This is a genomic window from Acinetobacter sp. Tr-809, from assembly GCF_011753255.1.
In the GTDB taxonomy this organism is placed as follows: domain Bacteria; phylum Pseudomonadota; class Gammaproteobacteria; order Pseudomonadales; family Moraxellaceae; genus Acinetobacter.
In genome coordinates, this window is record NZ_VWVZ01000001.1 from 548,049 (window position 1) to 569,791 (window position 21,743).

The following is a 21,743-nucleotide window of genomic DNA, read 5'->3' on the forward strand; positions in this document are numbered from 1 at the left end:
TTTAGCCTCCTATACCCACAATATACTTTTCTGCAATTCGTCTTGCGATCATATCAGTCTGCAAAATGATGTCTATATTTTCTGCTTTAGCATTTTGTACAGTTTGCAAAGTATTTTCGACAACTTGAGAAATCTGAGTAAATCGAATTCTTTGTTGTAAAAATGCCGCAACTGCAATTTCATTGGCCGCATTTAAAATGGTTGGTGCTAAACCACCTGCGCGCATCGCCTGACGTGCTAAGTCCAATGCTGGAAATTTAACAAGGTCGGGCGATTGGAAATTTAATTGAGCCGTCTCAAATAAATTTAATGCAGGAACATGTGTTGTCAAACGTTCTGGCCACGCCAATGCATGTGCAATCGGCGTGCACATATCAGGATTACCCATTTGTGCCAAAGTTGACCCATCCACATATTGCACCATGGAGTGAATAATACTTTGTGGATGAACAACAACTGTAACAAAATGTTCTGATATTGAAAACAAATGACAAGCTTCGATCAATTCTAAGCCTTTATTCATTAAAGTTGCAGAATCCACCGAGATTTTTTGCCCCATAGACCAATTTGGATGCTTACATGCCTGTTGCGGTGTTACATCATTTAATTGTTCTAAGCTGTGATTCAGGAAAGGACCACCAGATGCTGTTAGTAGAATTTGCGAGACACCCAATTGTGGTTGTCCCGTTCTTTCAGCGTTTAGATAATTATGTGGTAACGACTGGAAGATTGCATTGTGCTCAGAGTCTACCGGCAATAACAGCGCATTATTATCTTTTGCAGCCTGCATCATGATGTCGCCAGACATCACTAATGATTCTTTATTTGCTAATAAAACACGCTTACCTGCTTTTACAGCAGCGAGCGTTGGCAACAGACCAGCCGCACCCACAATCGCTGCCATCACAATATCGACATCTACATGTTCAGCAATTGTGATCAAGCCTGCTTCATCAGTTAAAATTTCAATTTGTTTTAAATTTTCTTGATTAAAGCGTTGTTGCAACTCAAATGCTTTTTCATTCGGTACAACAACAATTTTCGGATGATATTTTTTACAAATTTCTAAAAGTTCATCTAAACGACTATATGCAGAGACTGCAAATACAGTGTATTGGTCTGGGTGTTGTTCCAATACTTTTAAAGTACTTTGTCCAATTGAACCCGTAACACCCAATATACAAACAGCTTGAGTCATTTAAAGATCTACACCAATAAGTTTTAATATATACATACCTGTTGCAAAAATTGGTGCCGCTGCCAATAAAGAATCAATACGATCTAATACACCACCATGCCCTGGAAGGACACGACCAGAATCTTTAATTCCAGCACGGCGTTTAATCATTGACTCAAACAAATCACCCAACACCGAAGCAAACACGGTAATAATTGAAAGAATTAAGAATAAAATAAGTTGTATAACACTTAGATTGAGATAGAAATACTGTACAACCAACATAATAATAATGGTTGTCGCGATACCACCATACAAACCCTCGACAGATTTATTTGGGCTTACAAAAGGTGCAAGTTTTTTCTTACCAAATTTACGCCCAACAAAATAAGCACCACTATCAGCCCCCCATACCAGCAGGAACAAATACATCAGCCACCATGGTGAACTATGCCATACACCATAAAGTGCTGTCACTGCAGCAGAAATCAGAATAAATCCAACGACATGTAATGAGACGTTGTACCAGCTATCAGATTCTGGGAAATTCTTAACCCAATAGATACTGCCCAACCAAGTGAGAATGGATGCCGCCCACAGCAAAAGAGCTACATCATCAAAAAATAATGCCAGTGTTGATACTGCTGCCACACATCCACCATATACCCAAGCTTTAGGTTTTGACACAGGCGATGTAATTCGAGGCATAAGCTTAAACCACTCATAACCTGCAACCCCCGCGGCTAAAATCATAAGCACAAACATTGGATAATGTGATTGCGTTGCAAACATGCAACTTAAAACAACAGCAACTAACACCAATGCGGTAATAATCCGCTCTAACATTATTAATTCTCTATTTTCGCTTGTTGAATCTGTTCTGAAGTTTTACCAAAGCGTCTTTCACGTCCTGAAAAAACACGAAATGCGTGATCCAACTCTTCTATAGTAAATTCTGGCCACAAGGTATCAGTAAAATACAACTCTGCATACGCAGCTTGCCATAATAAGAAGTTGGATAATCGGTAATCTCCGCCTGTACGAATTAATAAATCCACAGCAGGTAGATCATTTAGACTGACATATTTATCAAATAAATCAACATTTATCTGATCTGCTTGAAGTTTTCCGGCGAGCACTTCTTGCGCAATTACTTTTGCTGCATGCGCCATATCCCACATACCACCATAACTAATGGCAATGGTGAGCGTCATTGAATCAAAAGCTGCTGTTTTCTGCTCTGCGTATTGCATTAAATCACGCAAATCATTTGACAACCGAGAACGATCTCCAATGAAGCGAAGCGCGATATTGAATTTTTCCATACGAGGCAACTGCTCATGAATTGTTTCTTCTAACAATCTCATTAACAGGTCGACTTCGTACTGTGGTCGATTCCAGTTTTCGCTTGAAAATGCAAAAACTGTTAATGCACGGATACCTTCTTTTTTGCAGTGCTCAACAATAGGATCCAAGACATTTTTGCCTTCTCGATGCCCATCGCCTTTTTGCATTTGCTTTTTTTTGGCAAAACGATTGTTGCCATCCATGATGATGGCAACATGTTGAGGAAGAAGCGGTTCTTCTTGCAAGGTCATAGTAATATCAGACCTTCATCAACTCTGCTTCTTTCGCTGCAAGACGCTTATCAACCTCTGCAACATATTTATCTGTAATTTTCTGGATTTCATCTGACGCACGGCGATCATCATCTTCAGAAATTTCTTTTTCTTTCAATAATGCTTTGATATCACCCAACACATCACGACGAATGTTACGAATCGCAACTTTGGCATTTTCAGCTTCAGCACGTGCAACTTTTTGCATATCACGACGAGTTTCTTCAGTTAACGCAGCCATTGGTACACGGATTGCGTCAGCAGTAATTGGATTCAATCCTAAACCTGCTTCACGGATCGCTTTATCAATCGCAGCAACCATAGAACGCTCGAATGGTTGTACCAATAGTGTACGCGAATCTTCAAGTCCAACGTTTGCCACTTGATTCAATGGAACATCAGAACCATAGTAAGAAACCATCACACCATTTAAAATAGATGGGTGCGCACGACCTGTACGAACTTTAGCAAAGCCCAACTCTAACGAGTCAAGCGATTTCTGCATACGCTGTTCGCTATCTTTTTTGAGATCGTTAATCATATGATCTTCCTTACTTATTCATAGGTATTACAAAATATTTAGACAGTAGTATAAAGAGCTTTATGGCTCACGTACATGACGGTTTATTAACATTTCACTGATGATTGTGACAGAGAATATTTTTTAGACAATACAAGGCATGTTTTATGAAATTTAGCCATTCTAAATAAATTAAACATAACGCAGTAGCGCCAAAAATCTTTTACCCTCAGACTTCTGACTAAAACATCCACAAACACCGCAATGAAACTCAACAAGGTTATCGCCATTATTTACGCTTCATGCCTAGTTTGTGTTGTTTTAGTCTATAACACAGTGCAGGGTGAAATCTTAACGAACTCTAATTAGTAACGTGAGTACCCTCTTTTTCGCCCATTACTACAGAAAGTAATGCACCAGATTTGTTCATGTCAAAAACTTGCAATGGAACATTATGGTCACGACATAAGCAAATTGCCGTAAGATCCATTACACCAAGTTTCTCATCAAGCACCTGATCGAAAGTTAAATGGTCATATTTAATGGCATCATCATATTTGCTCGGGTCTTTGTTATAAACACCATCAACCTTAGTTGCTTTCAAGATTAAGTTTGCTTCAATCTCGATACCACGCAAGCAAGCAGCTGTGTCCGTGGTAAAGAATGGATTACCTGTACCTGCAACAAATACGCATACTTCGCCTTGGCTTAAATGACGAATGGCATCACGGCTTGAATAAGATTCAACCACTGTACCAATCGATAAAGCTGACATTAAACGTGTTTTGATATTACGACGTACCAATGCATCACGCAGTGCCAAACCGTTCATCACAGTCGCCAGCATGCCCATTTGGTCGCCAGTAACACGGCCAACAAGACCGTCTTTCTGCAATTGGCTACCGCGATATAAGTTACCGCCACCAACAACAATACCTACCTGTACACCCAAACCAACCAAATGTGCAATCGAAAGTGACATCTGATCTAATACTTGGGCATCGATACCCATATCTTTATTTCCTGCTAAAGCTTCACCAGAAAGCTTTAGCAAAATTCGTGCATAACGTGGATTTTTAGAAGCTGACATACCTATACTCCAAACCGACCAATCTCAAAATTTTCTTAAATTTAATTCAATATCAAGCAGATTTAATCCGAATTAACTTTGCATACAAATCATATTCATCTGCATCGGTAATTTCGACTTCCAGCAAATCGCCAGCTTTAATCAGACTCTTATCAATATCTTCAACAAAAACGTTACCATCAATTTCAGGCGCATCTGCATATGAACGTGCAACTGCTACTGGGAATTCATCCTCTAGACCATCCACCAACACGGTCATGGTTTGACCAATACGTTTTTGCAATTTTGCAGCAGAAATCTCTTGCTGAACTTCCATAAAACGTTCATAGCGATTTTGCTTAATTTCTTCTGGCACATGATCAGGCAGATCATTTGCTGTAGCGCCTTCGACTGGTGAATAAGTGAAACAACCAACTCTATCAAGTTGAGCTTCTTTCAACCATTCCAATAACATTTGGAAATCTTCTTCTGTTTCACCAGGGAAACCAACCACGAAGGTTGAGCGAATCACCAATTCAGGGCATTTTTCACGCCATAATTTAAGGCGTTCTAAGGTATTTTCACTATGAGCTGGTCGCTTCATCAATTTTAAGATGCGCGGACTGGCGTGCTGAAAAGGAATATCTAAATAAGGTAGGATTTTGCCCTGAGCCATCAGATCAATCGCAGCATCCACATGCGGATACGGATAAACGTAATGTAAACGCACCCAAATTCCAAGCTGACCAAGTGCTTCACACATGTCATAGAATTTGGTTTTTACTGGTTGACCATTCCAAAAGTCCAGCTTGTATTTAGTATCTACACCATATGCAGAGGTATCTTGAGAAATCACGAGGACTTCTTTTACACCAGCACGTTTGAGTGCTGCAGCTTCATCTAACACCTTACCTACAGGGCGAGACACTAAGTCCCCACGCATGCTTGGGATAATGCAGAATGTACAGCGGTGATTACAACCTTCTGATATTTTTAAATAGGCATAATGCTTGGGTGTTAAACGAACACCTTGCTCAGGAACCAAATCAATAAATGGATTGTGCTTTGGCGGTGCAGGTACATACTCATGCACTGCTTCCATTACATCTTGATACGCTGCCGCACCTGTTACTTTAAGAACATTTGGGTGCATTTGGCGAATTTTATCTTCGTCTTTACCTAAACAACCAGTAACGATCACTCGACCGTTTTCGCTCATGGCTTCGCCAATGGCATCTAAAGACTCTTGCACTGCAGATTCAATAAAACCACAGGTGTTAACAACAACCAAATCTGCACCGTCATAATCTGATGCAACTTGATAACCTTCAGTCTTTAACTGAGTTAAAATTCGTTCAGAATCTACCAATGCCTTAGGACAACCTAAAGATACAAAACCGACTTTGGGGGTCTTCATGAATCTGCGCTCCACTTGAATCGGCGTATTGTATGACTTTTCTTTGTCTACGCATAGCTGCAATGCCATCTCTTTGTGTAATGCACCAAAATACAACCAAAATTTTAAACAAAATCCAACAACGCACCAATTTGGGACATAATAAAATATTGAAATAAGCAGATGTATGTGAAAAATACCGTATAAATCGTTTATTTCAGAATTAAGTGTTTGAAATTTAGTTAATACAAAGTTGGCTTGTATTTTGCATAAAGTACATTTTAGAAGTTAATGGCTATTCATTAAAATTTATATTTATTGCGCCATTTTAAAACAGGACGATTCACAAATGGATCAACAGAACACTATCGACTATCGACTCTTAGTAGATAATCTGAGCACTGCCATTTTATTGGTCGATAGTAAGCTTAATATTTTTTATTTAAATTCTGCTTGTGAAGCATTATTTGATATCAGCTTGCTCCGTGCTTCCGGTCAGCCTGTATTAAATTTGCTGCATGCGCATGATGATACTTTCAATACACATGAAGCCCTATTAAATACATTAGAAAGTGGTCAACACTACACGCGTCGTGAAGCAGTAATCAATGTAAATTTTAAACCGATCCATGTCGATTACACAGCCTCTCAATTGAATGCAGGCAAAAGCTATCACCCGTTGCTGTTAATTGAACTCAATCCTATCGATCGTATGTTGAAAATTTCCAAGGAAGAAAACCTAGTTCAACAACATCAAGTCGCTCGACAATTGGTCCGCGGTGTAGCGCACGAAATTAAAAATCCACTCGCAGGTATTCGTGGTGCAACTCAATTACTTGCACGTAGTTTAAATGATGAAAGCTATCGTGAATTTACTGACATCATTATTAGCGAAGTCGATCGTCTTACCAACTTGGCTGACACCATGCTCGGCTCACGTCAGTTACCAAGCTATGAACATGTCAATGTGCATGAACCTTTGGAACGTGTTCGTTCTCTCATTGCAAATCAAACCAAGAAGAAAATTAAGATCACACGGGACTATGACTTGTCCTTACCTGATGTCATGGCGGATCGAGACCAACTGATTCAAGTCATGCTCAACATCAGTGTCAATGCGGTACAAGCCATGACCGAGAATAAAGACTTTTTTATCGACTCAGAACCAGAGCTGGTTTTAAGAACCCGAATCCAGCGTCTTGTCACCATTAATGGTGTTCTAAATCGCTCAACAGTTCGCATTGACATTGAAGACAATGGCCCTGGTGTTCCAGAAAGCATTCTAGAGTCAGTTTTTTATCCACTGGTTACAGGCCGTGCCAAAGGTACAGGACTGGGTCTCAGTATCGCTCAAAATATTATGCATCAACATAACGGAATGATTGAGTGTCAATCAGTTCCAGGAAAAACCGTATTTAGCCTATATCTACCTTGGGAGTTAAACCATGTCACGAAATAAAATTTGGGTAATAGATGACGATCGTGCCATGCGCTGGGTACTTGAAAAAACCTTTAAAGAAGAAGGTTTTGACGTCACCAACTTTGAAGAAGCACAAACTGCACTTGAACGCTTACATGATGATGCGCCCGATGTGATTTTAACGGATATCCGTATGCCGGGCATTGATGGTTTGACCTTTTTATCCAAGGTGAAGAACACGCATCCCGACCTACCCGTGATCATTATGACGGCACATTCAGATTTAGAGTCTGCCGTATCAAGCTATCAAACTGGTGCATTTGAATATTTACCAAAACCTTTTGATATTGATGAAGCACTGGCCTTGGTCAATCGTGCAATTTTGCATATCAATAAATTACAACAACAAGAAGCAACCAAAACCGCTTCACCCTTACAATCGACCGAAATTATTGGTGAATCACCTGCAATGCAGGAAGTATTCCGTGCAATTGGTCGCTTATCACAATCACACATTACCGTATTGATTAATGGTGAATCTGGTACAGGTAAAGAGTTGGTTGCCCATGCACTGCATAAACACTCACCTCGTCGTGCCAAACCGTTCATTGCACTGAATATGGCAGCTATTCCAAAAGACTTGATTGAAACTGAGTTATTTGGACATGAAAAAGGCGCATTTACCGGTGCAAATACACAGCATCAAGGCCGTTTTGAACAAGCCAATGGCGGTACTTTATTTCTTGATGAAATCGGTGACATGCCATTTGAAACGCAAACACGTTTGCTTCGTGTTTTAGCAGATGGTGAGTTCTACCGCGTCGGTGGACATATCCCAGTTAAAGTGGATGTACGTATCGTTGCGGCAACCCACCAGGATTTGGAAAAACTGGTGAATGAAGGACGTTTCCGTGAAGACTTATATCATCGTCTAAACGTCATTCGTATTCATATTCCAAAGCTGTCACACCGCAGTGAAGACATCCCAATGCTTGCTCAGCACTTCTTGGCACGTGCGGGCAAAGAGCTTGGAGTCAGTCCAAAAATCTTGCGCACTGAAACCACAGACTATATGCAACAACTGCCTTGGCCGGGTAACGTACGTCAGTTGGAAAATACTTGTCGCTGGTTGACGGTGATGATCACGGGTCGTGAAGTCTATCCAGAAGATCTGCCTGCTGAGCTTAAGCAAGCCTCTGTACATAAGAACAGTGATGCTCAAGCAGCTTCAAACACCAGCCCAGCTTTGGTTGAGCGCATTGCTGTTCATCATTGGGATGAGTTATTGGCGCAATGGGCGATCCAAAAGCTTAAAAATGGTGAAATGAAACTTCTAGACATCGCAACACCGATGTTTGAACGCACGTTGATTAATGCTGCACTACAACAAACTCGCGGACGTAAACGCCATGCTGCTGAACTTTTGGGTTGGGGACGCAATACCTTGACCCGCAAGCTCAAAGAGCTTGGCATGGATTCCAGCGATGACGAAGAAGACGACGAAATCCGTTCTGCATAGTGAAAAGCAATAAAAAAAGCGAGTACTAGAGACTCGCTTTTTTTATTTAAATTGAGATGTTTTGAAACACTCATCAATTTCATAGCCATACAATAGATATGGTTTTTGCTATACTAGAAGCAACCCAACGATCCTCAAGTAGATAATGACTGATATTTGCTATCCAAGCTGTGCTAAACCTCAAACTCGCCGCGGAGAAGAACGTCGCCTTGCCCTATTATTGTGCGCAACCGATTTATTCCTAGAGAAAGGTTATGAAGCCGTGTCTTTGGATGATATCGTCAATCATGCGGGGGGCTCAAAAACATCCATTTATAAGTATTTTGGCAATAAAGAAGGCTTATTTACTGCGATTTGTGATTATCGTCGAGAAGTTTTCTTTAAAGGCGTTTGTTTCCCTTATACACCTGAAAAACCTGATTTAAGAAGCTACCTCACACAAACCCTTCAACGTTTTTACCACCACATTATTCAACCTGAAAATATCGCTTTTATGCGGATGTTTACCGAGCAAACCCAAAAAGACATACAACTGGCGCATTATTTCTACGATCAATGTGCACTTAATATTCAAAATACCATTGCTTTTGCCCTTGAGCATGCACATAACAGTGGTGAGATTTATTGCACGAAACCAAAATTTTCTTCGACCATGTATTTTGGCATTTTACGCGATGTCGAGTGGCGCAATTTAATGGGTTTAGACGTACCAGCTGATGATGCTGAAATTATTGATTATATTAATTATTCTATAGATTTATTCTTAAAGGCTCATCAAAAAGTCTAATTCTTTTGCATTTTCTTGAACGTATAGTATAGTATTCAATTCTTTTTTATCCACCACTCGTCAAACAGCAATTAATTATTGTTTTTATTCAATAATTATTGTGGGAGTAGCTATGGCGCTTCGGCATTTTCTAACTTTACGTGACCTATCTTCATTAGAACTGCAACGCATTTTAGATCGCGCACAAGAACTTAAACGCATGCAACATAGCAATACGCTATACCAACCTTTTGCGGGTAAAGTTTTGGGAATGATTTTTGAGAAATCGAGTACACGTACACGTATTTCTTTTGAAGCTGGCATTTGTCAATTTGGTGGTAGCGCTATTTTCCTTTCACCTCGCGACACTCAATTAGGTCGTGGTGAACCGATTGAAGATTCTGCACGTGTAATATCGAGTATGCTGGATATTGTGATGATCCGTACTTTCGGTCACGATATTGTGGAACGCTTTGCATCTTATTCAACTGTTCCTGTGATCAATGGTCTGACTGATGATCACCACCCTTGCCAGCTCCTTGCAGATTTGCAAACCTTCCAAGAACACCGTGGTAGCATCGAAGGCAAAACTGTGGCTTGGATTGGCGATGGTAACAATATGTGTAATTCATATATTGAAGCAGCACATATGATGGGCTTTAAGCTTAAAATCGCATCGCCAGAAGGTTATGAACCACAAGCAAGATTCCTCGCTGAGTTTGCCGACTGTGTAGAAGTGTTTAATAAAGCCGAAGATGCTGCTGTAAATGCGGACCTCATCGTGACTGATGTATGGGCAAGCATGGGGCAGGAAGAAGAACAGAAGTTACGCGAAAAAGCATTCTCAGATTTCCAAGTCAATGAAAAACTCATGGACTTAGCGCACCCTGATTGCTTATTCATGCACTGTTTGCCTGCACACCGTGGTGAAGAAATTTCAGAAAATATGCTAGACCACAAAAATGCTGTGGTTTGGGATGAAGCAGAAAACCGTTTGCATGCTCAAAAAGCGTTGATGGAATTCTTACTGAATGAGAATCTAAAAAAAGACTAAGTTAAAAAAAACAGCATCATTCGATGCTGTTTTTATTTGTGCGTTCTAAATTGAACACTGAAATAAAAACACTTATAGTAAGACAAGCCCATTAGATTAAGTTTCTCAAGATATGAGAACTTCACTCAATACGCAGCGTACGTTATGACCTCACTAGAACAAGCCTTATCTCAAATACCAAGTTTCTCATTGGTGCATGAGCATCTGTTTAGCTCTGCTCAACCAACTGCTGAGCAATTACAACAGATTAAAGAATATGGTTGCAGTACTGTCATTAATCTTGCGACCAGCAAATCAGATAACCATCTATCTGAGCAGGATCAGATCTGTCTAGACTTGGGATTAAACTACATTCATATTCCAATCGGATGGGATATACCTTGCTCTGAACAATGTCTCTTTGTTTTGGATCTCATAGATCATTTGGTTCAAAATGAAATTATTTGGCTACACTGTGATGACAATATGCGTGTCAGCAGTTTGATGTATCTCTACCGCCAGTTCTATATGAATATTGACCTACCAACTGCCCAAGAACTTTTACACCAAATTTGGGAACCGAACGAAACTTGGACAGGCTTAATTCATAGCATTACTTTACAACTGCAAGGCCGTAAAGCAACACAAGAACTTGAACAATCATTAATTAATAGCAATCATTTTGCTTGATGCGAAATTAACACTGTTGCGGTCGCCAATATACCTTCTTGACGACCAGTAAATCCCAATTTTTCAGTTGTTGTGGCTTTAATACTGATTTGAGTCACATCAACATCTAAAACATCTGCAATACTTTGACGCATCTCTAAATTATGCTTTGCTAATTTAGGGCGTTCGCAAGCAACCGTAATATCTGCATTGTTGAGCTGATAACCACGATCTAAAATCAATTGATAAACATGTTTAAGTAATAAACGACTATCTGCACCTTTGTATTCAGGGTCCGTATCTGGAAAATGCTGTCCAATATCCCCAAGTGCCAAAGCTCCCAATAAAGCATCACTCAGCGCATGTAAGACCACATCCCCATCCGAATGTGCCTTTAAACCATGCGTATGTGGAATTTGAACACCCGCCAAAGTAACAAAATTACCTTCTTCGAACGCATGCACATCCATCCCTTGTCCAATCCGAATTTGAGCAACCATATGATTTTCCTTTTACAATATACCGAACAAATCTTGTATTCAGGCTTTCTATTTCGCTATAGTACGTTGAGCAAATTAGACTGAAAGTATAAGTGATTATGCTGTTTAACACTGTAAGAAATCAATTAAAGAAATCTGGCTACATCATCACATTGAGTTGTTTTTGCTCAACATTTGCCTATGCAGAATCCATTGACTGCAGCAGCAAGGATTTGGCAGCTCAAAAAATCTGCTCCAAGCAATATAAAGAGCAGCGCCTGAAGCTCAATGCCAAATTTTTAACTGCTTATTTGGTGACCGATGCCCCGTTACAGTTATTACATGACACCCAGACACTCTGGCTGAATCAAGTACAGCAATGTAAAACTAAAAACTGCTATCAGCAGCAATTTGATGCACGTTTGGATGATTTGAATTTTTATACCTCAATGAACCAAACCTTAACACAGCATTATTTGAAATATGAACACGGTAAACTGGCAACTCAACCTGTGCATTTACAGATCCACCAGCTGGATAAGGATAAACTCAAAATAGAAGGCACAGCATACCGCAACCCTAACAATCGTCTAGAAACTCAAACATTGTCTTTATTGGCATATAGCACACCTGAACAAAAAGGCCAAATCATCGATAATGAAAAAAAATGCCAGTATCAGTTTGATTTTCAAAAAGCCTTATTGATTATTAAATCGGAACAGAAAGATTGCGGCAGATTTACTGGAATCTATCGTTTGTACGATTAATAGTTTTAACATTTAAAAGCCGATGTTTTCACATCGGCTTTTTTGATTCAGCTTGGGAATTTTTCTGCAATCTCTTGGCTAATCAATACCGCTGTTGCAGCAGATAAAGTCCAGCCCAAATGTCCATGTCCAGTGTTATAAAACACTCGTGGTTGCTTACCCTGTTTTACCACAGGCAGCATGTTCGGCATCATTGGACGCAAACCTGCCCACGGCACAACATGCTCAGTCGAAATATCAAAGTTTTGGTTGACCCAATTAATTAAAGGCTGGATACGATCTGCACGAATATCTCGGTTATATCCATTAAACTCAGCGGTACCTGCAATACGTAAACGATCAGCACCGAGGCGAGAGGTCACAATCTTGGCGCTTTCATCCAGCAAACTCACCCACGGTGCATTTTTTACACTACGCTCATCTTTCAGCTGCACCGTAATTGAATAGCCTTTGACAGGATAAACATTCACACTATCACCGAGCATGTCGGCTAATTGGTAACTTCCTACACCACCACAAACCAAAACTAAATCGGCAATAATTTCAGTAATTCCATCCGCACTTGGATTGACATTTTCGGAACTATTTTTGCAGTGAACAACTGCTTTGTCTTGAGTAAATTTGACATCAACAACATCTAAGCCAAAACGATATTTCACACCATTTTGCTGAGTTTTTTCAGCCAAGCCAACAGAGAATTTATGAATATCTCCTGTTGCATCCCCAGCCGTGTAATATCCCCCAAAATAGTCACCTGTTAGCGTAGGCTCAATGGCTTTCATTTCATCAGGTGTAATCGCATTTCGCTCCAGTTTGCCTTCAACCAGCACATCATTGACCTTTTTGGCAATCTCATAGTCTTCCTTAGTGTGATACATATGTAAAATGCCACGCTTTTCCAAGTCAAACGAAATACTTTCTTTTTCTGCAATCTCAAACAAGCGTTGTCTCGCCAGAAGTGCTAAACGAACAGTCTCAATGGTATTGGCTTTATAGTTTTTAATATGTGTTAAAAATTCAATCAACCAGCGATATTTGTGTGCACTAAAAGATGGATTGAGCAATAAAGGTGCATCCTTTTTACTCATCCACTTAATGCCTTTAAGTACCGTTGCCTTTTGATTCCAGACTTCGGCATTACAGGCAGACAACTGACCACCATTGGCAAAAGAGGTTTCCATGGCTGGAAAGAGATGACGATCAATTACCGTCACCTCATAGCCTAATTTATTTAATTCATAAGCAGACGTTACACCCGTAATCCCCGCACCAATGACAACAACATGTGGCATAGCAAACTCCTAGAAATGTATAACATTTCTTAATGCATAGCCCCATCTGTCATGGTACCTGAGAGTTTTGGCAGATGATTACCAATTAATCATTGAGCCTTCCCCTTCGGTGAGTGTTTATCATAGAAGAAAAAAATTGTTAATTTCTACAAGTTGAGCACTGCTCTCCAGATTGTATTTCTATTATTACAGTCCTTCTGCCTGAGAGTTTCCGGGGTCGTTGCTCCTTCGGCGAGTTCATTGAAGAACTTCTCTCCCGCAATAATATTTATATCCTTATAAGCAATATATATGCCGCCTAAAAATACCGACACTAAATTCTTGTAATTGTTTGTAGATGAAGAATTGTTCTATTTCAAATAACTTAAGCAATAAAAAAGCAGACTGGAGTCTGCTTTCAAATATTAAAATTTACATTGCAAAATTTGCTCAGGAAACCGTCCTTTCCAAAGTTCACGCAATGTTGGTAAATAGAATTTCTCCCCAATCATGACCAGTTCAGCATCGATCAGCGCATGAATTTCATGCATCAACACATAATCCAAAGCAATCAATGAAAGTTGTGGCTGCGCTTGAGCAATTTGCTTACGTCGAACTTGGGCTTTTTTTACCAATTCATTGGCAAAGTTTTTATCTTTATAAGTTGTAATCGCGCTTAAACGTAGCTCAATAATCCCCCAACCTTCTAATAACTTCTTAAAAACCTCGAAGTCTTTTGATGTTGCCTCCCATGTTACATTTTCTAAATTATTATCTTCAGGCAGAACGGGCAATAATAAATCGGCAGTACTTGGGAAAATTTTCTTTAAATTCAACAGAAACTTAACAGGATTTTCATTTGGAAGATCAGAAAATTGGATGTTGGTTTGGGTATCTGTTAAATAGATATTCAGCATAATGAAGCAACAGTCAGGTAAATCAAAAGGATATTGTACGCAGTTCACTTTATAAAAACTACTCATAAAAAATCCCTCTATGATTAGAAGGATTTTTTCATTCATCTATAAGACTTATTTGCTATTCGGTGACACCATATTTTCAGGTTTCACTACTTCATCAAATTGTTCAGCAGTCACTAAACCAAGTTCAACGGCAACTTGCTTTAAGGTTTTATTTTCCTTATAAGCTGTTTTAGCAACTTTGGCTGAGTTTTCATAGCCAATCACTGGATTCAATGCAGTCACCAACATCAATGAATTATGCAAGAAATAATCAATTTTCTCGCGATTTGGCTCAATTCCTACTGCACAATGATCATTAAAGCTATTACATGCATCACCCAACAACTGAATCGATTGCAATAAGTTATAAGCTATCACAGGCATAAATACATTTAATTCGAAATTACCAGATGCACCTGCAACGTTAATCGTTGTGTCATTGCCCAAGACTTGAGCAACGACCATGGTCATCGCTTCACTCTGGGTTGGATTGACTTTACCTGGCATGATACTTGAACCAGGTTCATTTTCCGGAATACGAATTTCTCCGAATCCACAACGTGGGCCACTTGCCAACCAACGAATATCATTGGCAATTTTATTTAAGCTTGCCGCAAGTGTTTTTAATGCACCTGATGCAAACACAGCAGCATCACGTCCAGCTAAAGCTTCAAATTTATTCGGTGCAGTAACAAAAGGTAATCCTGTAAGCTCGGCCAATTGTTCAGCTGCTTTAACCGCATAGTCTGGATGTGCATTCAATCCAGTACCGACAGCTGTACCACCTAAAGGCAGCTCATATAAACCTGCAAGCGCTTGCTGTAAACGTTTTAAGCCATGTTCCAACTGGGACACATAACCACTAAACTCTTGCCCTAAAGTCAAAGGCGTCGCATCTTGTAAATGAGTACGACCAATTTTGACGATATCATCAAATTCTTCTGATTTACGCTGTAAAGTAGCTTTTAGCTGCTCTACCGCAGGAATCAGTAATTCATTGATTTGAATACTTGCAGCAACATGAATTGCGGTTGGAAATGAATCGTTGGTCGATTGCGCACGATTGACATGATCATTTGGATGTACTGGTTTTTGCGCACCCAAGACTTGCCCTAACTTTTGATTGGCAATATTGGCAATCACTTCATTACAGTTCATGTTGCTTTGCGTACCTGAACCTGTTTGCCAGACCACTAATGGAAATTGAGCATCCCATTGACCCGCAATAACTTCCTCAGCAGCACCAACAATATATTGGCTTAAGTCTTCAGGCAATTGCTTCAACTCAGCATTGGTGATTGCAGCGGCTTTTTTTACCAGACCCATCGCACGAATCATGGCACGCGGTAATCGCTCCTGACCAATTTTAAAGTTCTGTAAACTCCGTTGCGTTTGCGCACCCCATAAGGCTTCATTAGGTACTTCAATTTCGCCCATTGTGTCGTGTTCAATTCGCATTTGCATAAACAACCTCTGCTCTATTTGGTTAAAGTTCTTACGGGCTGAAGCAAAGTGATGCTTTGGCTAGTTGCCGTTATCCTAATCAAAGCAGATATAATTGTAAATAAGAATCATTATCTTAATTACCTTTTAAGGTATTTAAATAAAACCGCCATTCATCTTCGATCATCTGGGTTAAAGATCGCTTTGGCGACCAATTTAGTATCTTGCTAGCTTTATCTATTGATGCACCTAACTGCGCAAGCTCTTGATGCTGAAATACTGCGGGCTGAGTATGCACACGCGTTTGCGTCACTTTTGCAATTTCAGTTAATAAGCTTTGAATCGAGGTCAATTTTAAATGCGCAATATTGAAAGACTCTAGACAGTTATTCTGCGACCTTAACCAATTCAATGCCATTAAAATAGCATCACACGCATCTAAGACATGTAAAAAACTACGCTCAACCGTCCCATCAGCCGTTGGGGCTTGATTCTGCAACTCAATATATTCTCTCTGCATTGCTGCAACTTGTAAGGCCAAAGGAACAATATTCTTTGGAAGCTGAGTGACAAACTCACCCAAGACACCATGCTCAAACGCCCCGACTATATTTGATAAGCGCAGATTCACTATGCGCCATTCAGGATCTACTTTGTAGGTATCGGCAATAATGTCCTCAACCATTTGCTGTGATCGAATATAAGGATTCGGATATTTGTAATTAAATTCAGTATCTTCAGAAAGTACTGCATCAGATTGACCATAAACAGCTAAACTTGAAAGATTGATTAGCTGTCTAACTCCCATGCGTTGCATCGCCCTTAACAGGCTCATGATACTACTCACATTATCATTATAATATTCGAGCGGTTTTAAAGCAGACTCTTCTAAAGATTTAAAACTAGCAGTATGGATGACAGTATCGATTGAATATTGTTCAAAAACTTTATTTAAAGCGGGTGTATTTCGAACATCAAGTTTTGCAAATGGGATATACATCCCTGAGATATATTCTAAACGTTCTAAAGTTTGTAAGGTTGAATTGGCTAAATTATCCACAATGACGATTTCTTGCCCATGAGCCAAAAGGCTCAAAGCAATATGTGAACCAATAAAGCCTAAACCACCTGTCAGCAAAATCATTGTATAATTACCTTCCTTTATATCTGTCCATCATTTTTTTGCCAACTATGACCATAGTGAATATTCAATGAGCACACTATTACTAATAACTTCTTCGCCTACTTCAATTGTGGCTTGGCATGCTTTTGGTTTAGCTCAAGCTTTACAAAAAAGGCATGAAGAAATTCGTGTCTTCTTTTACCAAGATGGTGTTCAGGTTGCGAATGATTTACAGTGGCTTCCCGATGATCAACGCAACCTAAAACAAGAATGGCAAAAGCTCGGCATTCGACTCCCTGTCTGTGTCAGTGCAGCCCTTGCTCGGGGCATCACTGATGCGGACAATGCAAAACGTCATTCACTTCAACACTACAACTTAGCCAGTGGCTTTGAACTTGTCGGTCTCGGAGAGCTTGCTGACGCAGTACAAAGCTGTTCTCGTTTAATTCAATTTTAATTAAAGTTCTTTACTAGAGTGTTGCTTTGAAAAGGTAAATTGTGTGAAATCTGTACTCGTCATTCTAACCCAACCTAACTTAACAAGTTTGCAAATCAATGAAAGCTTGTCCGCAACTATGGTTTTAGCAACCTTTGGTATTTCTGTCAAAGTATTATTAAAATGTGCTGCAATTAACTTATTAGAAAATAAATTAGAATTTAATCAACTTTTACACGAATTTAAAATTGCAGCCAATATGGTTGAAAGTTTTGAGTTCTATGATTTAACCCCAATTTTAATTGAGTCTAAGAATCAAGAGCTTAGTATAATTAAAAATACAGATCAGGAACTTGAATTTATTGATCTCTGTCCTGAGTTTATCCAATCATTTGATCATATACTGTACTGGTAAGGCGACCTCATGCAAGCGACAACACTGTTCCTCGTGCAATCTAATGCTGACGAAATCTGGTCGGATTTAATTAAAATGGCACAATCTGATGACTGTATTGTGATTATGGGTAATGCGGCGGTGCTCGTGCCTATATCAATTACAGAGACTTACCATAACATTTACTGTTTAAGTAATGAGTTCAACCTGCTTAATGACGAAGCTAAAACTCAAATTCAGGCGATCGATTATGCACAGTTTGCTGATTTGATCCTCAAATTCAAACGTTGTATTTCTTTGAAGTAAAATCATTTCGATTCATTTTTTAAAATTTTTTAGGCTATTTTATGCAGTTAGAGTTAGACCAAGACGGCCATTTAATTGATTACACCATCTGGAATCAAGACGTTGCACAAGAATTAGCCGAGTCTTTAGATGTGCAGTTAACCGATTGGCATTTTGAGATTCTTTATGCAGTACGTCAGTTTTATCAACAGTTTGGACATTCACCGGCAACACGTCCGCTGATTAAGTTTTTAATGAAAACCGTTAGTCCTGAGATTGATAATGCAGTATTGCAACAAAAATTTAATACAGGTTTAGTCGCTCGACATTTAAGTCGCTTGGCTGGCGTCCCTAAACCTGCTAATTGCTTATAATGATTTGCACTATGCAAATTTTTTAGCACATGCGACACAGGCAATCACTGCGATGGTCACAACAAACATCGCAGCACTAACCTGTTCATGCAATAGCACAGCGGCAATGACAAGACCAAAAATCGGTTGTAGAAGCTGTAATTGTCCAACTGTTGCAATTCCCCCTTGTGCCAAACCCTTATACCAAAAGAAAAAACCAATCAGCATACTAAACAAAGAAACGTAAGCTAATCCAAGTTTTGCTGATGTTGAAATTTGTGTAAAGCTCACAGGCATATACAGATATGAAATGAGTAGCATGATCGGCAACGTAATAATCAAAGCCCAGCAAATTACTTGCCAGCCACCTAAATGCTTAGATAATTTTCCACCCTCGGCATAACCAAAACCACAGAATACGATTGCCAATAGCATGAAAATGTCACCATAGTTAAATGCCCAACTCCCCGTTTGGACTAACATATAACCAAAAACCAGTGAAGCGCCTAAAACTGCAAATAGCCAAAATACTAGATTTGGTCTTTCCCCACCTCTTAATACACCAAAAATAGCAGTTGCCAAAGGCAATAAACCGACAAAGACAATCGTATGTGCAGCACTGACGTACTGAAGTGCTAATGCTGTAAATAACGGAAAGCCAACCACAACCCCAATCGCAACATAAAATAATGGCAACCAATCTTTTCTTTCAGGAAGTTGCTGACGTGATAATAAGATCAATGCCAAACCAAGAAGACCCGCAATTGCGGCACGAGCAGCAGTTAAAAAGGTAGGGCTGAAATCCATAACCGCAACGCGCGTGGCTGGTAGTGAACCAGCAAAAATAATCACACCGATCAGACCATTCATCCAGCCACGACTTAAAGTTTTCATTTAAATTCTCCGAATCTATATGAAGAATTTAAACTGTGATATGGTTTAAGCACCATACACAGTACAGTACAATTCTAAATAACTGTATTGGCTTATTTACCCATACAGTTTAAAGGTAGATCGTGATGAAAAGTACAAAAATTGATTACGTGATACAGCACATTCATGAACAAATCAAAACTCGTTCATTGCTACCAGGTTCTCGCCTACCTTCAGTTCGTGCTTTAGCTGCCGTACTTCACTTATCAGTTTCAACCATTGTTGAAGCTTATGAACGTCTTGCCTCTCAAGGGATTATTGAAGCGAAGACTGGTTCGGGCTTTTTTGTTGCAGGACCGCTTGCACCCTTGTCTATCTCTGAAATCCATCCAAAAATTGATCGAAGCATCGATCCTTTATGGATTTCAAGACAAGCCTTGGAAGCAAAACAAGGTGTTCTAAAACCGGGATGTGGTTGGTTACCTGATGACTGGCTGCCACATGAAAATATCCGCAAAGCGATTCGTAAAGTATCCAAAGCTTCTCCAAACATTTTGACTGATTACTCAACACCCTTAGGTCTAGCACCTTTACGCGAATTACTTTCAAGAAGAATCTTGAGCAAAGGCATTGAAGCGCGTCCAAATCAGATCTTATTAACCGATTCAGGTACGCAGGCCATCGATTTAATTTGTCGCTATTTCCTTAAACCAAATGATGTGGTTTTGGTTGATGACCCCTGTTATTTCAACTTTCATGCCCTACTCAAAGTTCATCAGATACAAATCATCGGCGTGCCTTATATGTCAACTGGACCTGATCTTGAAGCATTTTCACAGGCGATCCAAAACTACAATCCACGTCTCTACATTACCAACTCAGGCATTCATAACCCGACTGGTGCTGTGTTAACGGCATCAACAGCTTATCAGGTGTTAAAACTGGTTGAGCAATCCAATTTGATCGTGATTGAAGATGATATTTTTGCCGATTTAGAATTGCATAATGCTCCACGTCTCGCAGCTTTGGATGGCTTATCTCGTGTCATTCATATCGGCAGTTTTTCTAAAACTTTGTCTGGCTCAGTCCGTACAGGCTATATTGCAACCAAAACGGAATGGATTGAGGATTTAACGGATATCAAAATCGCGACTTGCTTTGGAGGAAGTAATTTATCTTCAGAAATTTTATATGCCGCTTTAACAGATGGAAATTATCGTAAATACCTAGAAGAATTGAAGGTACGTTTATCTAAAGCTATGGATGCAACAATCAAACAACTTGAGAAACTGGAAATCAAAATCTGGGTTAAACCCACTGCAGGGATATTTTTATGGTGTGAATTACCACATCACTTTGATACAGCACGTATCGCACAGCGCTGCTTAGACAATGGCGTGATTTTGGCTCCAGGAAATGCATTTAGCCAAAGCCAGAATTTCAAAAACTTTATTCGTTTTAATGTTGCACAATCACTACAACCCAAAGTTTTTGAGGTTCTGTCTCATGCCATTCAACAAGAGACAGAACGACAAAATTTATAAATCAGGCACTTTGCTTTTTTTGCTCTATAAATGCGAAATAACCGGGCCCAGCCGCGACACGAACATCTTTGGCTTTAATCGGTTCATCACACTCAGAACACACCACTTTGGGGTTGATTTTCCGACCACAACTTTTATGGGTAAATTCAACAGGTTTACCCAGTCCCATATCCATCCATTTATCGGCCCATTGCACCATTGAGAGAATGATTGGATATAGATCTAAACCTTTATCTGTGAGTTGATATTCAAAGCGCTCTTGACGATCAACATACGGTACTTTAGTCAAAATTCCATGCTCAACCAAACGTTTTAAACGCTCTGAAAGTACATGGCGTGTAAGCCCTAAACTACGCTGAAAATCATCAAAGCGGCGTATACCCATAAATGCATTACGTAAGATGAGCATTGTCCAACGATCACCTAATACAGAAAGCGTCCTCGCCACTGAACATGGCTGGTCGCCAATTTCGTCCCATTTCATTATTATCACCTAATCATTTTTTTAAAGTTTTATTTGAAAGACATCTATGTCTTGAACCGTCTTGTTTAGAAACTAAACAATATAAAATATACACTAAACCACCTTATCCATCAGATGCAATATTGGTACTTGGCTAAAAAT

Annotated in this window: 24 protein-coding genes and 1 riboswitch; of the genes, 11 read left to right on the forward strand and 13 right to left on the reverse strand. The window is 39.6% G+C overall.

Annotated elements, in window-relative coordinates; translation table 11 throughout:
• Position 1: 1 nt before the first annotated feature.
• From ispC to rimO, 6 genes are all read right to left on the reverse strand, one after another.
• Positions 2–1,198: a 1-deoxy-D-xylulose-5-phosphate reductoisomerase gene (gene ispC / locus F3J02_RS02790; protein ID WP_167247453.1), complete on the reverse strand. Its 1,197-nt coding sequence runs from the start codon at positions 1,196–1,198 to the stop codon at positions 2–4.
• Positions 1,199–2,023: a phosphatidate cytidylyltransferase gene (locus F3J02_RS02795; RefSeq protein WP_167247455.1), complete on the reverse strand. Its 825-nt coding sequence runs from the start codon at positions 2,021–2,023 to the stop codon at positions 1,199–1,201. It lies immediately after the preceding gene.
• A 2-nt stretch (positions 2,024–2,025) separates the two neighbouring features.
• Positions 2,026–2,775 (reverse strand): polyprenyl diphosphate synthase, encoded by a 750-nt coding sequence (gene uppS / locus F3J02_RS02800; protein ID WP_167247457.1) that lies wholly within the window; start codon positions 2,773–2,775, stop codon positions 2,026–2,028.
• 7 nt (positions 2,776–2,782) lie between these two features.
• Entirely contained in the window at positions 2,783–3,337 is a 555-nt protein-coding gene (gene frr / locus F3J02_RS02805) for a ribosome recycling factor (protein ID WP_167247459.1), read from the reverse strand.
• A 340-nt stretch (positions 3,338–3,677) separates the two neighbouring features.
• Positions 3,678–4,406: a UMP kinase gene (gene pyrH, locus F3J02_RS02810; protein ID WP_167247460.1), complete on the reverse strand. Its 729-nt coding sequence runs from the start codon at positions 4,404–4,406 to the stop codon at positions 3,678–3,680.
• Positions 4,407–4,458: 52 nt separating this feature from the next.
• Entirely contained in the window at positions 4,459–5,802 is a 1,344-nt protein-coding gene (rimO, locus tag F3J02_RS02815) for a 30S ribosomal protein S12 methylthiotransferase RimO (RefSeq protein ID WP_167247462.1), read from the reverse strand.
• Between the two features lie 328 nt (positions 5,803–6,130).
• On the opposite strand from rimO, the gene glnL reads away from it, so the two are divergent.
• From glnL to F3J02_RS02840, 5 genes are all read left to right on the forward strand, one after another.
• Entirely contained in the window at positions 6,131–7,240 is a 1,110-nt protein-coding gene (glnL, locus tag F3J02_RS02820; protein ID WP_167247464.1) for a nitrogen regulation protein NR(II), read from the forward strand.
• Positions 7,227–8,720, forward strand: coding sequence for a nitrogen regulation protein NR(I) (gene glnG, locus F3J02_RS02825; protein ID WP_167247466.1), 1,494 nt, complete (start codon positions 7,227–7,229; stop codon positions 8,718–8,720). The genes glnL and glnG overlap by 14 nt, the downstream gene beginning before the upstream one ends.
• 145 nt (positions 8,721–8,865) lie before the next feature.
• Positions 8,866–9,507: a TetR/AcrR family transcriptional regulator gene (locus tag F3J02_RS02830; protein ID WP_167247468.1), complete on the forward strand. Its 642-nt coding sequence runs from the start codon at positions 8,866–8,868 to the stop codon at positions 9,505–9,507.
• 112 nt (positions 9,508–9,619) lie between these two features.
• Positions 9,620–10,540 carry an ornithine carbamoyltransferase gene (gene argF / locus F3J02_RS02835; protein WP_167247470.1) on the forward strand — a complete coding sequence of 307 codons (921 nt, stop codon included), beginning with the start codon at positions 9,620–9,622 and terminating at the stop codon, positions 10,538–10,540.
• Positions 10,541–10,684: 144 nt separating this feature from the next.
• A complete protein-coding gene (locus F3J02_RS02840; RefSeq protein ID WP_167247472.1) occupies positions 10,685–11,209 on the forward strand; it encodes a protein tyrosine phosphatase family protein in 525 nt (174 codons plus the stop codon).
• Here F3J02_RS02840 and ispF read toward each other — a convergent pair.
• A complete protein-coding gene (ispF, locus tag F3J02_RS02845; RefSeq protein WP_167247474.1) occupies positions 11,197–11,688 on the reverse strand; it encodes a 2-C-methyl-D-erythritol 2,4-cyclodiphosphate synthase in 492 nt (163 codons plus the stop codon). The two genes, F3J02_RS02840 and ispF, sit on opposite strands and share 13 nt — an antisense overlap.
• A gap of 98 nt (positions 11,689–11,786) precedes the next feature.
• On the opposite strand from ispF, the gene F3J02_RS02850 reads away from it, so the two are divergent.
• Positions 11,787–12,434 carry a hypothetical protein gene (locus F3J02_RS02850; RefSeq protein ID WP_167247476.1) on the forward strand — a complete coding sequence of 216 codons (648 nt, stop codon included), beginning with the start codon at positions 11,787–11,789 and terminating at the stop codon, positions 12,432–12,434.
• A gap of 47 nt (positions 12,435–12,481) precedes the next feature.
• On the opposite strand, the gene F3J02_RS02855 is transcribed toward F3J02_RS02850, so the two are convergent.
• The 4 genes from F3J02_RS02855 to F3J02_RS02870 all read right to left on the reverse strand — a co-directional run bounded on the left by F3J02_RS02855 (position 12,482) and on the right by F3J02_RS02870 (position 17,254).
• Positions 12,482–13,726, reverse strand: a complete 1,245-nt coding sequence (locus F3J02_RS02855) for a D-amino acid dehydrogenase (RefSeq protein WP_167247477.1) — start codon at positions 13,724–13,726, stop codon at positions 12,482–12,484.
• A gap of 179 nt (positions 13,727–13,905) precedes the next feature.
• Positions 13,906–13,995, reverse strand: a riboswitch (glycine riboswitch).
• Between the two features lie 135 nt (positions 13,996–14,130).
• On the reverse strand, positions 14,131–14,622 hold the full coding sequence (locus F3J02_RS02860; protein WP_167247857.1) for a hypothetical protein: 492 nt from the start codon (positions 14,620–14,622) through the stop codon (positions 14,131–14,133).
• Positions 14,623–14,736: 114 nt separating this feature from the next.
• Complete coding sequence (gene fumC / locus F3J02_RS02865) at positions 14,737–16,131, reverse strand: class II fumarate hydratase (RefSeq protein WP_167247479.1); 1,395 nt, start codon at positions 16,129–16,131, stop codon at positions 14,737–14,739.
• Positions 16,132–16,246: 115 nt separating this feature from the next.
• On the reverse strand, positions 16,247–17,254 hold the full coding sequence (locus tag F3J02_RS02870) for an NAD-dependent epimerase/dehydratase family protein (protein ID WP_167247481.1): 1,008 nt from the start codon (positions 17,252–17,254) through the stop codon (positions 16,247–16,249).
• A 67-nt stretch (positions 17,255–17,321) separates the two neighbouring features.
• Here F3J02_RS02870 and tusD point away from each other — a divergent pair, with 67 nt between their 5' ends.
• The 4 genes from tusD to F3J02_RS02890 are packed head-to-tail and all read left to right on the forward strand — an operon-like array spanning position 17,322 to position 18,722.
• Entirely contained in the window at positions 17,322–17,690 is a 369-nt protein-coding gene (gene tusD, locus F3J02_RS02875; protein WP_167247483.1) for a sulfurtransferase complex subunit TusD, read from the forward strand.
• A gap of 43 nt (positions 17,691–17,733) precedes the next feature.
• Positions 17,734–18,084 (forward strand): hypothetical protein, encoded by a 351-nt coding sequence (locus F3J02_RS02880; RefSeq protein ID WP_167247485.1) that lies wholly within the window; start codon positions 17,734–17,736, stop codon positions 18,082–18,084.
• A gap of 9 nt (positions 18,085–18,093) precedes the next feature.
• A complete protein-coding gene (locus tag F3J02_RS02885) occupies positions 18,094–18,369 on the forward strand; it encodes a hypothetical protein (protein WP_167247487.1) in 276 nt (91 codons plus the stop codon).
• A gap of 41 nt (positions 18,370–18,410) precedes the next feature.
• Positions 18,411–18,722, forward strand: coding sequence for a TusE/DsrC/DsvC family sulfur relay protein (locus tag F3J02_RS02890; protein WP_167247489.1), 312 nt, complete (start codon positions 18,411–18,413; stop codon positions 18,720–18,722).
• A 9-nt stretch (positions 18,723–18,731) separates the two neighbouring features.
• Here the strand turns inward: F3J02_RS02890 and F3J02_RS02895 are convergent, their stop codons facing one another.
• Positions 18,732–19,595: a DMT family transporter gene (locus tag F3J02_RS02895; RefSeq protein WP_167247491.1), complete on the reverse strand. Its 864-nt coding sequence runs from the start codon at positions 19,593–19,595 to the stop codon at positions 18,732–18,734.
• A gap of 125 nt (positions 19,596–19,720) precedes the next feature.
• Between F3J02_RS02895 and F3J02_RS02900 the strand changes: the two genes are divergently transcribed.
• Positions 19,721–21,118, forward strand: a complete 1,398-nt coding sequence (locus F3J02_RS02900) for a PLP-dependent aminotransferase family protein (protein WP_167247493.1) — start codon at positions 19,721–19,723, stop codon at positions 21,116–21,118.
• A 1-nt stretch (position 21,119) separates the two neighbouring features.
• On the opposite strand, the gene F3J02_RS02905 is transcribed toward F3J02_RS02900, so the two are convergent.
• Positions 21,120–21,602: a winged helix-turn-helix transcriptional regulator gene (locus F3J02_RS02905; RefSeq protein ID WP_005315815.1), complete on the reverse strand. Its 483-nt coding sequence runs from the start codon at positions 21,600–21,602 to the stop codon at positions 21,120–21,122.
• Positions 21,603–21,743 lie beyond the last annotated feature (141 nt).

What these genes read in the sequence shown, in the direction of transcription:
- F3J02_RS02895 (WP_167247491.1), bottom strand. Translation starts at nt 19,595, where the DNA reads ATGAAAACTTTAAGTCGTGGCTGGATGAATGGTCTGATCGGTGTGATT.
- ispF (WP_167247474.1), bottom strand. Translation starts at nt 11,688, where the DNA reads ATGGTTGCTCAAATTCGGATTGGACAAGGGATGGATGTGCATGCGTTC.
- F3J02_RS02830 (WP_167247468.1), top strand. Translation starts at nt 8,866, where the DNA reads ATGACTGATATTTGCTATCCAAGCTGTGCTAAACCTCAAACTCGCCGC.
- F3J02_RS02870 (WP_167247481.1), bottom strand. Translation starts at nt 17,254, where the DNA reads ATGATTTTGCTGACAGGTGGTTTAGGCTTTATTGGTTCACATATTGCT.
- glnL (WP_167247464.1), top strand. Translation starts at nt 6,131, where the DNA reads ATGGATCAACAGAACACTATCGACTATCGACTCTTAGTAGATAATCTG.
- F3J02_RS02890 (WP_167247489.1), top strand. Translation starts at nt 18,411, where the DNA reads ATGCAGTTAGAGTTAGACCAAGACGGCCATTTAATTGATTACACCATC.
- ispC (WP_167247453.1), bottom strand. Translation starts at nt 1,198, where the DNA reads ATGACTCAAGCTGTTTGTATATTGGGTGTTACGGGTTCAATTGGACAA.
- F3J02_RS02840 (WP_167247472.1), top strand. Translation starts at nt 10,685, where the DNA reads ATGACCTCACTAGAACAAGCCTTATCTCAAATACCAAGTTTCTCATTG.
- F3J02_RS02850 (WP_167247476.1), top strand. Translation starts at nt 11,787, where the DNA reads ATGCTGTTTAACACTGTAAGAAATCAATTAAAGAAATCTGGCTACATC.
- uppS (WP_167247457.1), bottom strand. Translation starts at nt 2,775, where the DNA reads ATGACCTTGCAAGAAGAACCGCTTCTTCCTCAACATGTTGCCATCATC.
- F3J02_RS02905 (WP_005315815.1), bottom strand. Translation starts at nt 21,602, where the DNA reads ATGAAATGGGACGAAATTGGCGACCAGCCATGTTCAGTGGCGAGGACG.
- rimO (WP_167247462.1), bottom strand. Translation starts at nt 5,802, where the DNA reads ATGAAGACCCCCAAAGTCGGTTTTGTATCTTTAGGTTGTCCTAAGGCA.
- pyrH (WP_167247460.1), bottom strand. Translation starts at nt 4,406, where the DNA reads ATGTCAGCTTCTAAAAATCCACGTTATGCACGAATTTTGCTAAAGCTT.
- fumC (WP_167247479.1), bottom strand. Translation starts at nt 16,131, where the DNA reads ATGCAAATGCGAATTGAACACGACACAATGGGCGAAATTGAAGTACCT.
- glnG (WP_167247466.1), top strand. Translation starts at nt 7,227, where the DNA reads ATGTCACGAAATAAAATTTGGGTAATAGATGACGATCGTGCCATGCGC.
- F3J02_RS02900 (WP_167247493.1), top strand. Translation starts at nt 19,721, where the DNA reads ATGAAAAGTACAAAAATTGATTACGTGATACAGCACATTCATGAACAA.
- frr (WP_167247459.1), bottom strand. Translation starts at nt 3,337, where the DNA reads ATGATTAACGATCTCAAAAAAGATAGCGAACAGCGTATGCAGAAATCG.
- F3J02_RS02855 (WP_167247477.1), bottom strand. Translation starts at nt 13,726, where the DNA reads ATGCCACATGTTGTTGTCATTGGTGCGGGGATTACGGGTGTAACGTCT.
- tusD (WP_167247483.1), top strand. Translation starts at nt 17,322, where the DNA reads ATGAGCACACTATTACTAATAACTTCTTCGCCTACTTCAATTGTGGCT.
- F3J02_RS02885 (WP_167247487.1), top strand. Translation starts at nt 18,094, where the DNA reads ATGCAAGCGACAACACTGTTCCTCGTGCAATCTAATGCTGACGAAATC.
- argF (WP_167247470.1), top strand. Translation starts at nt 9,620, where the DNA reads ATGGCGCTTCGGCATTTTCTAACTTTACGTGACCTATCTTCATTAGAA.
- F3J02_RS02795 (WP_167247455.1), bottom strand. Translation starts at nt 2,023, where the DNA reads ATGTTAGAGCGGATTATTACCGCATTGGTGTTAGTTGCTGTTGTTTTA.
- F3J02_RS02860 (WP_167247857.1), bottom strand. Translation starts at nt 14,622, where the DNA reads ATGCTGAATATCTATTTAACAGATACCCAAACCAACATCCAATTTTCT.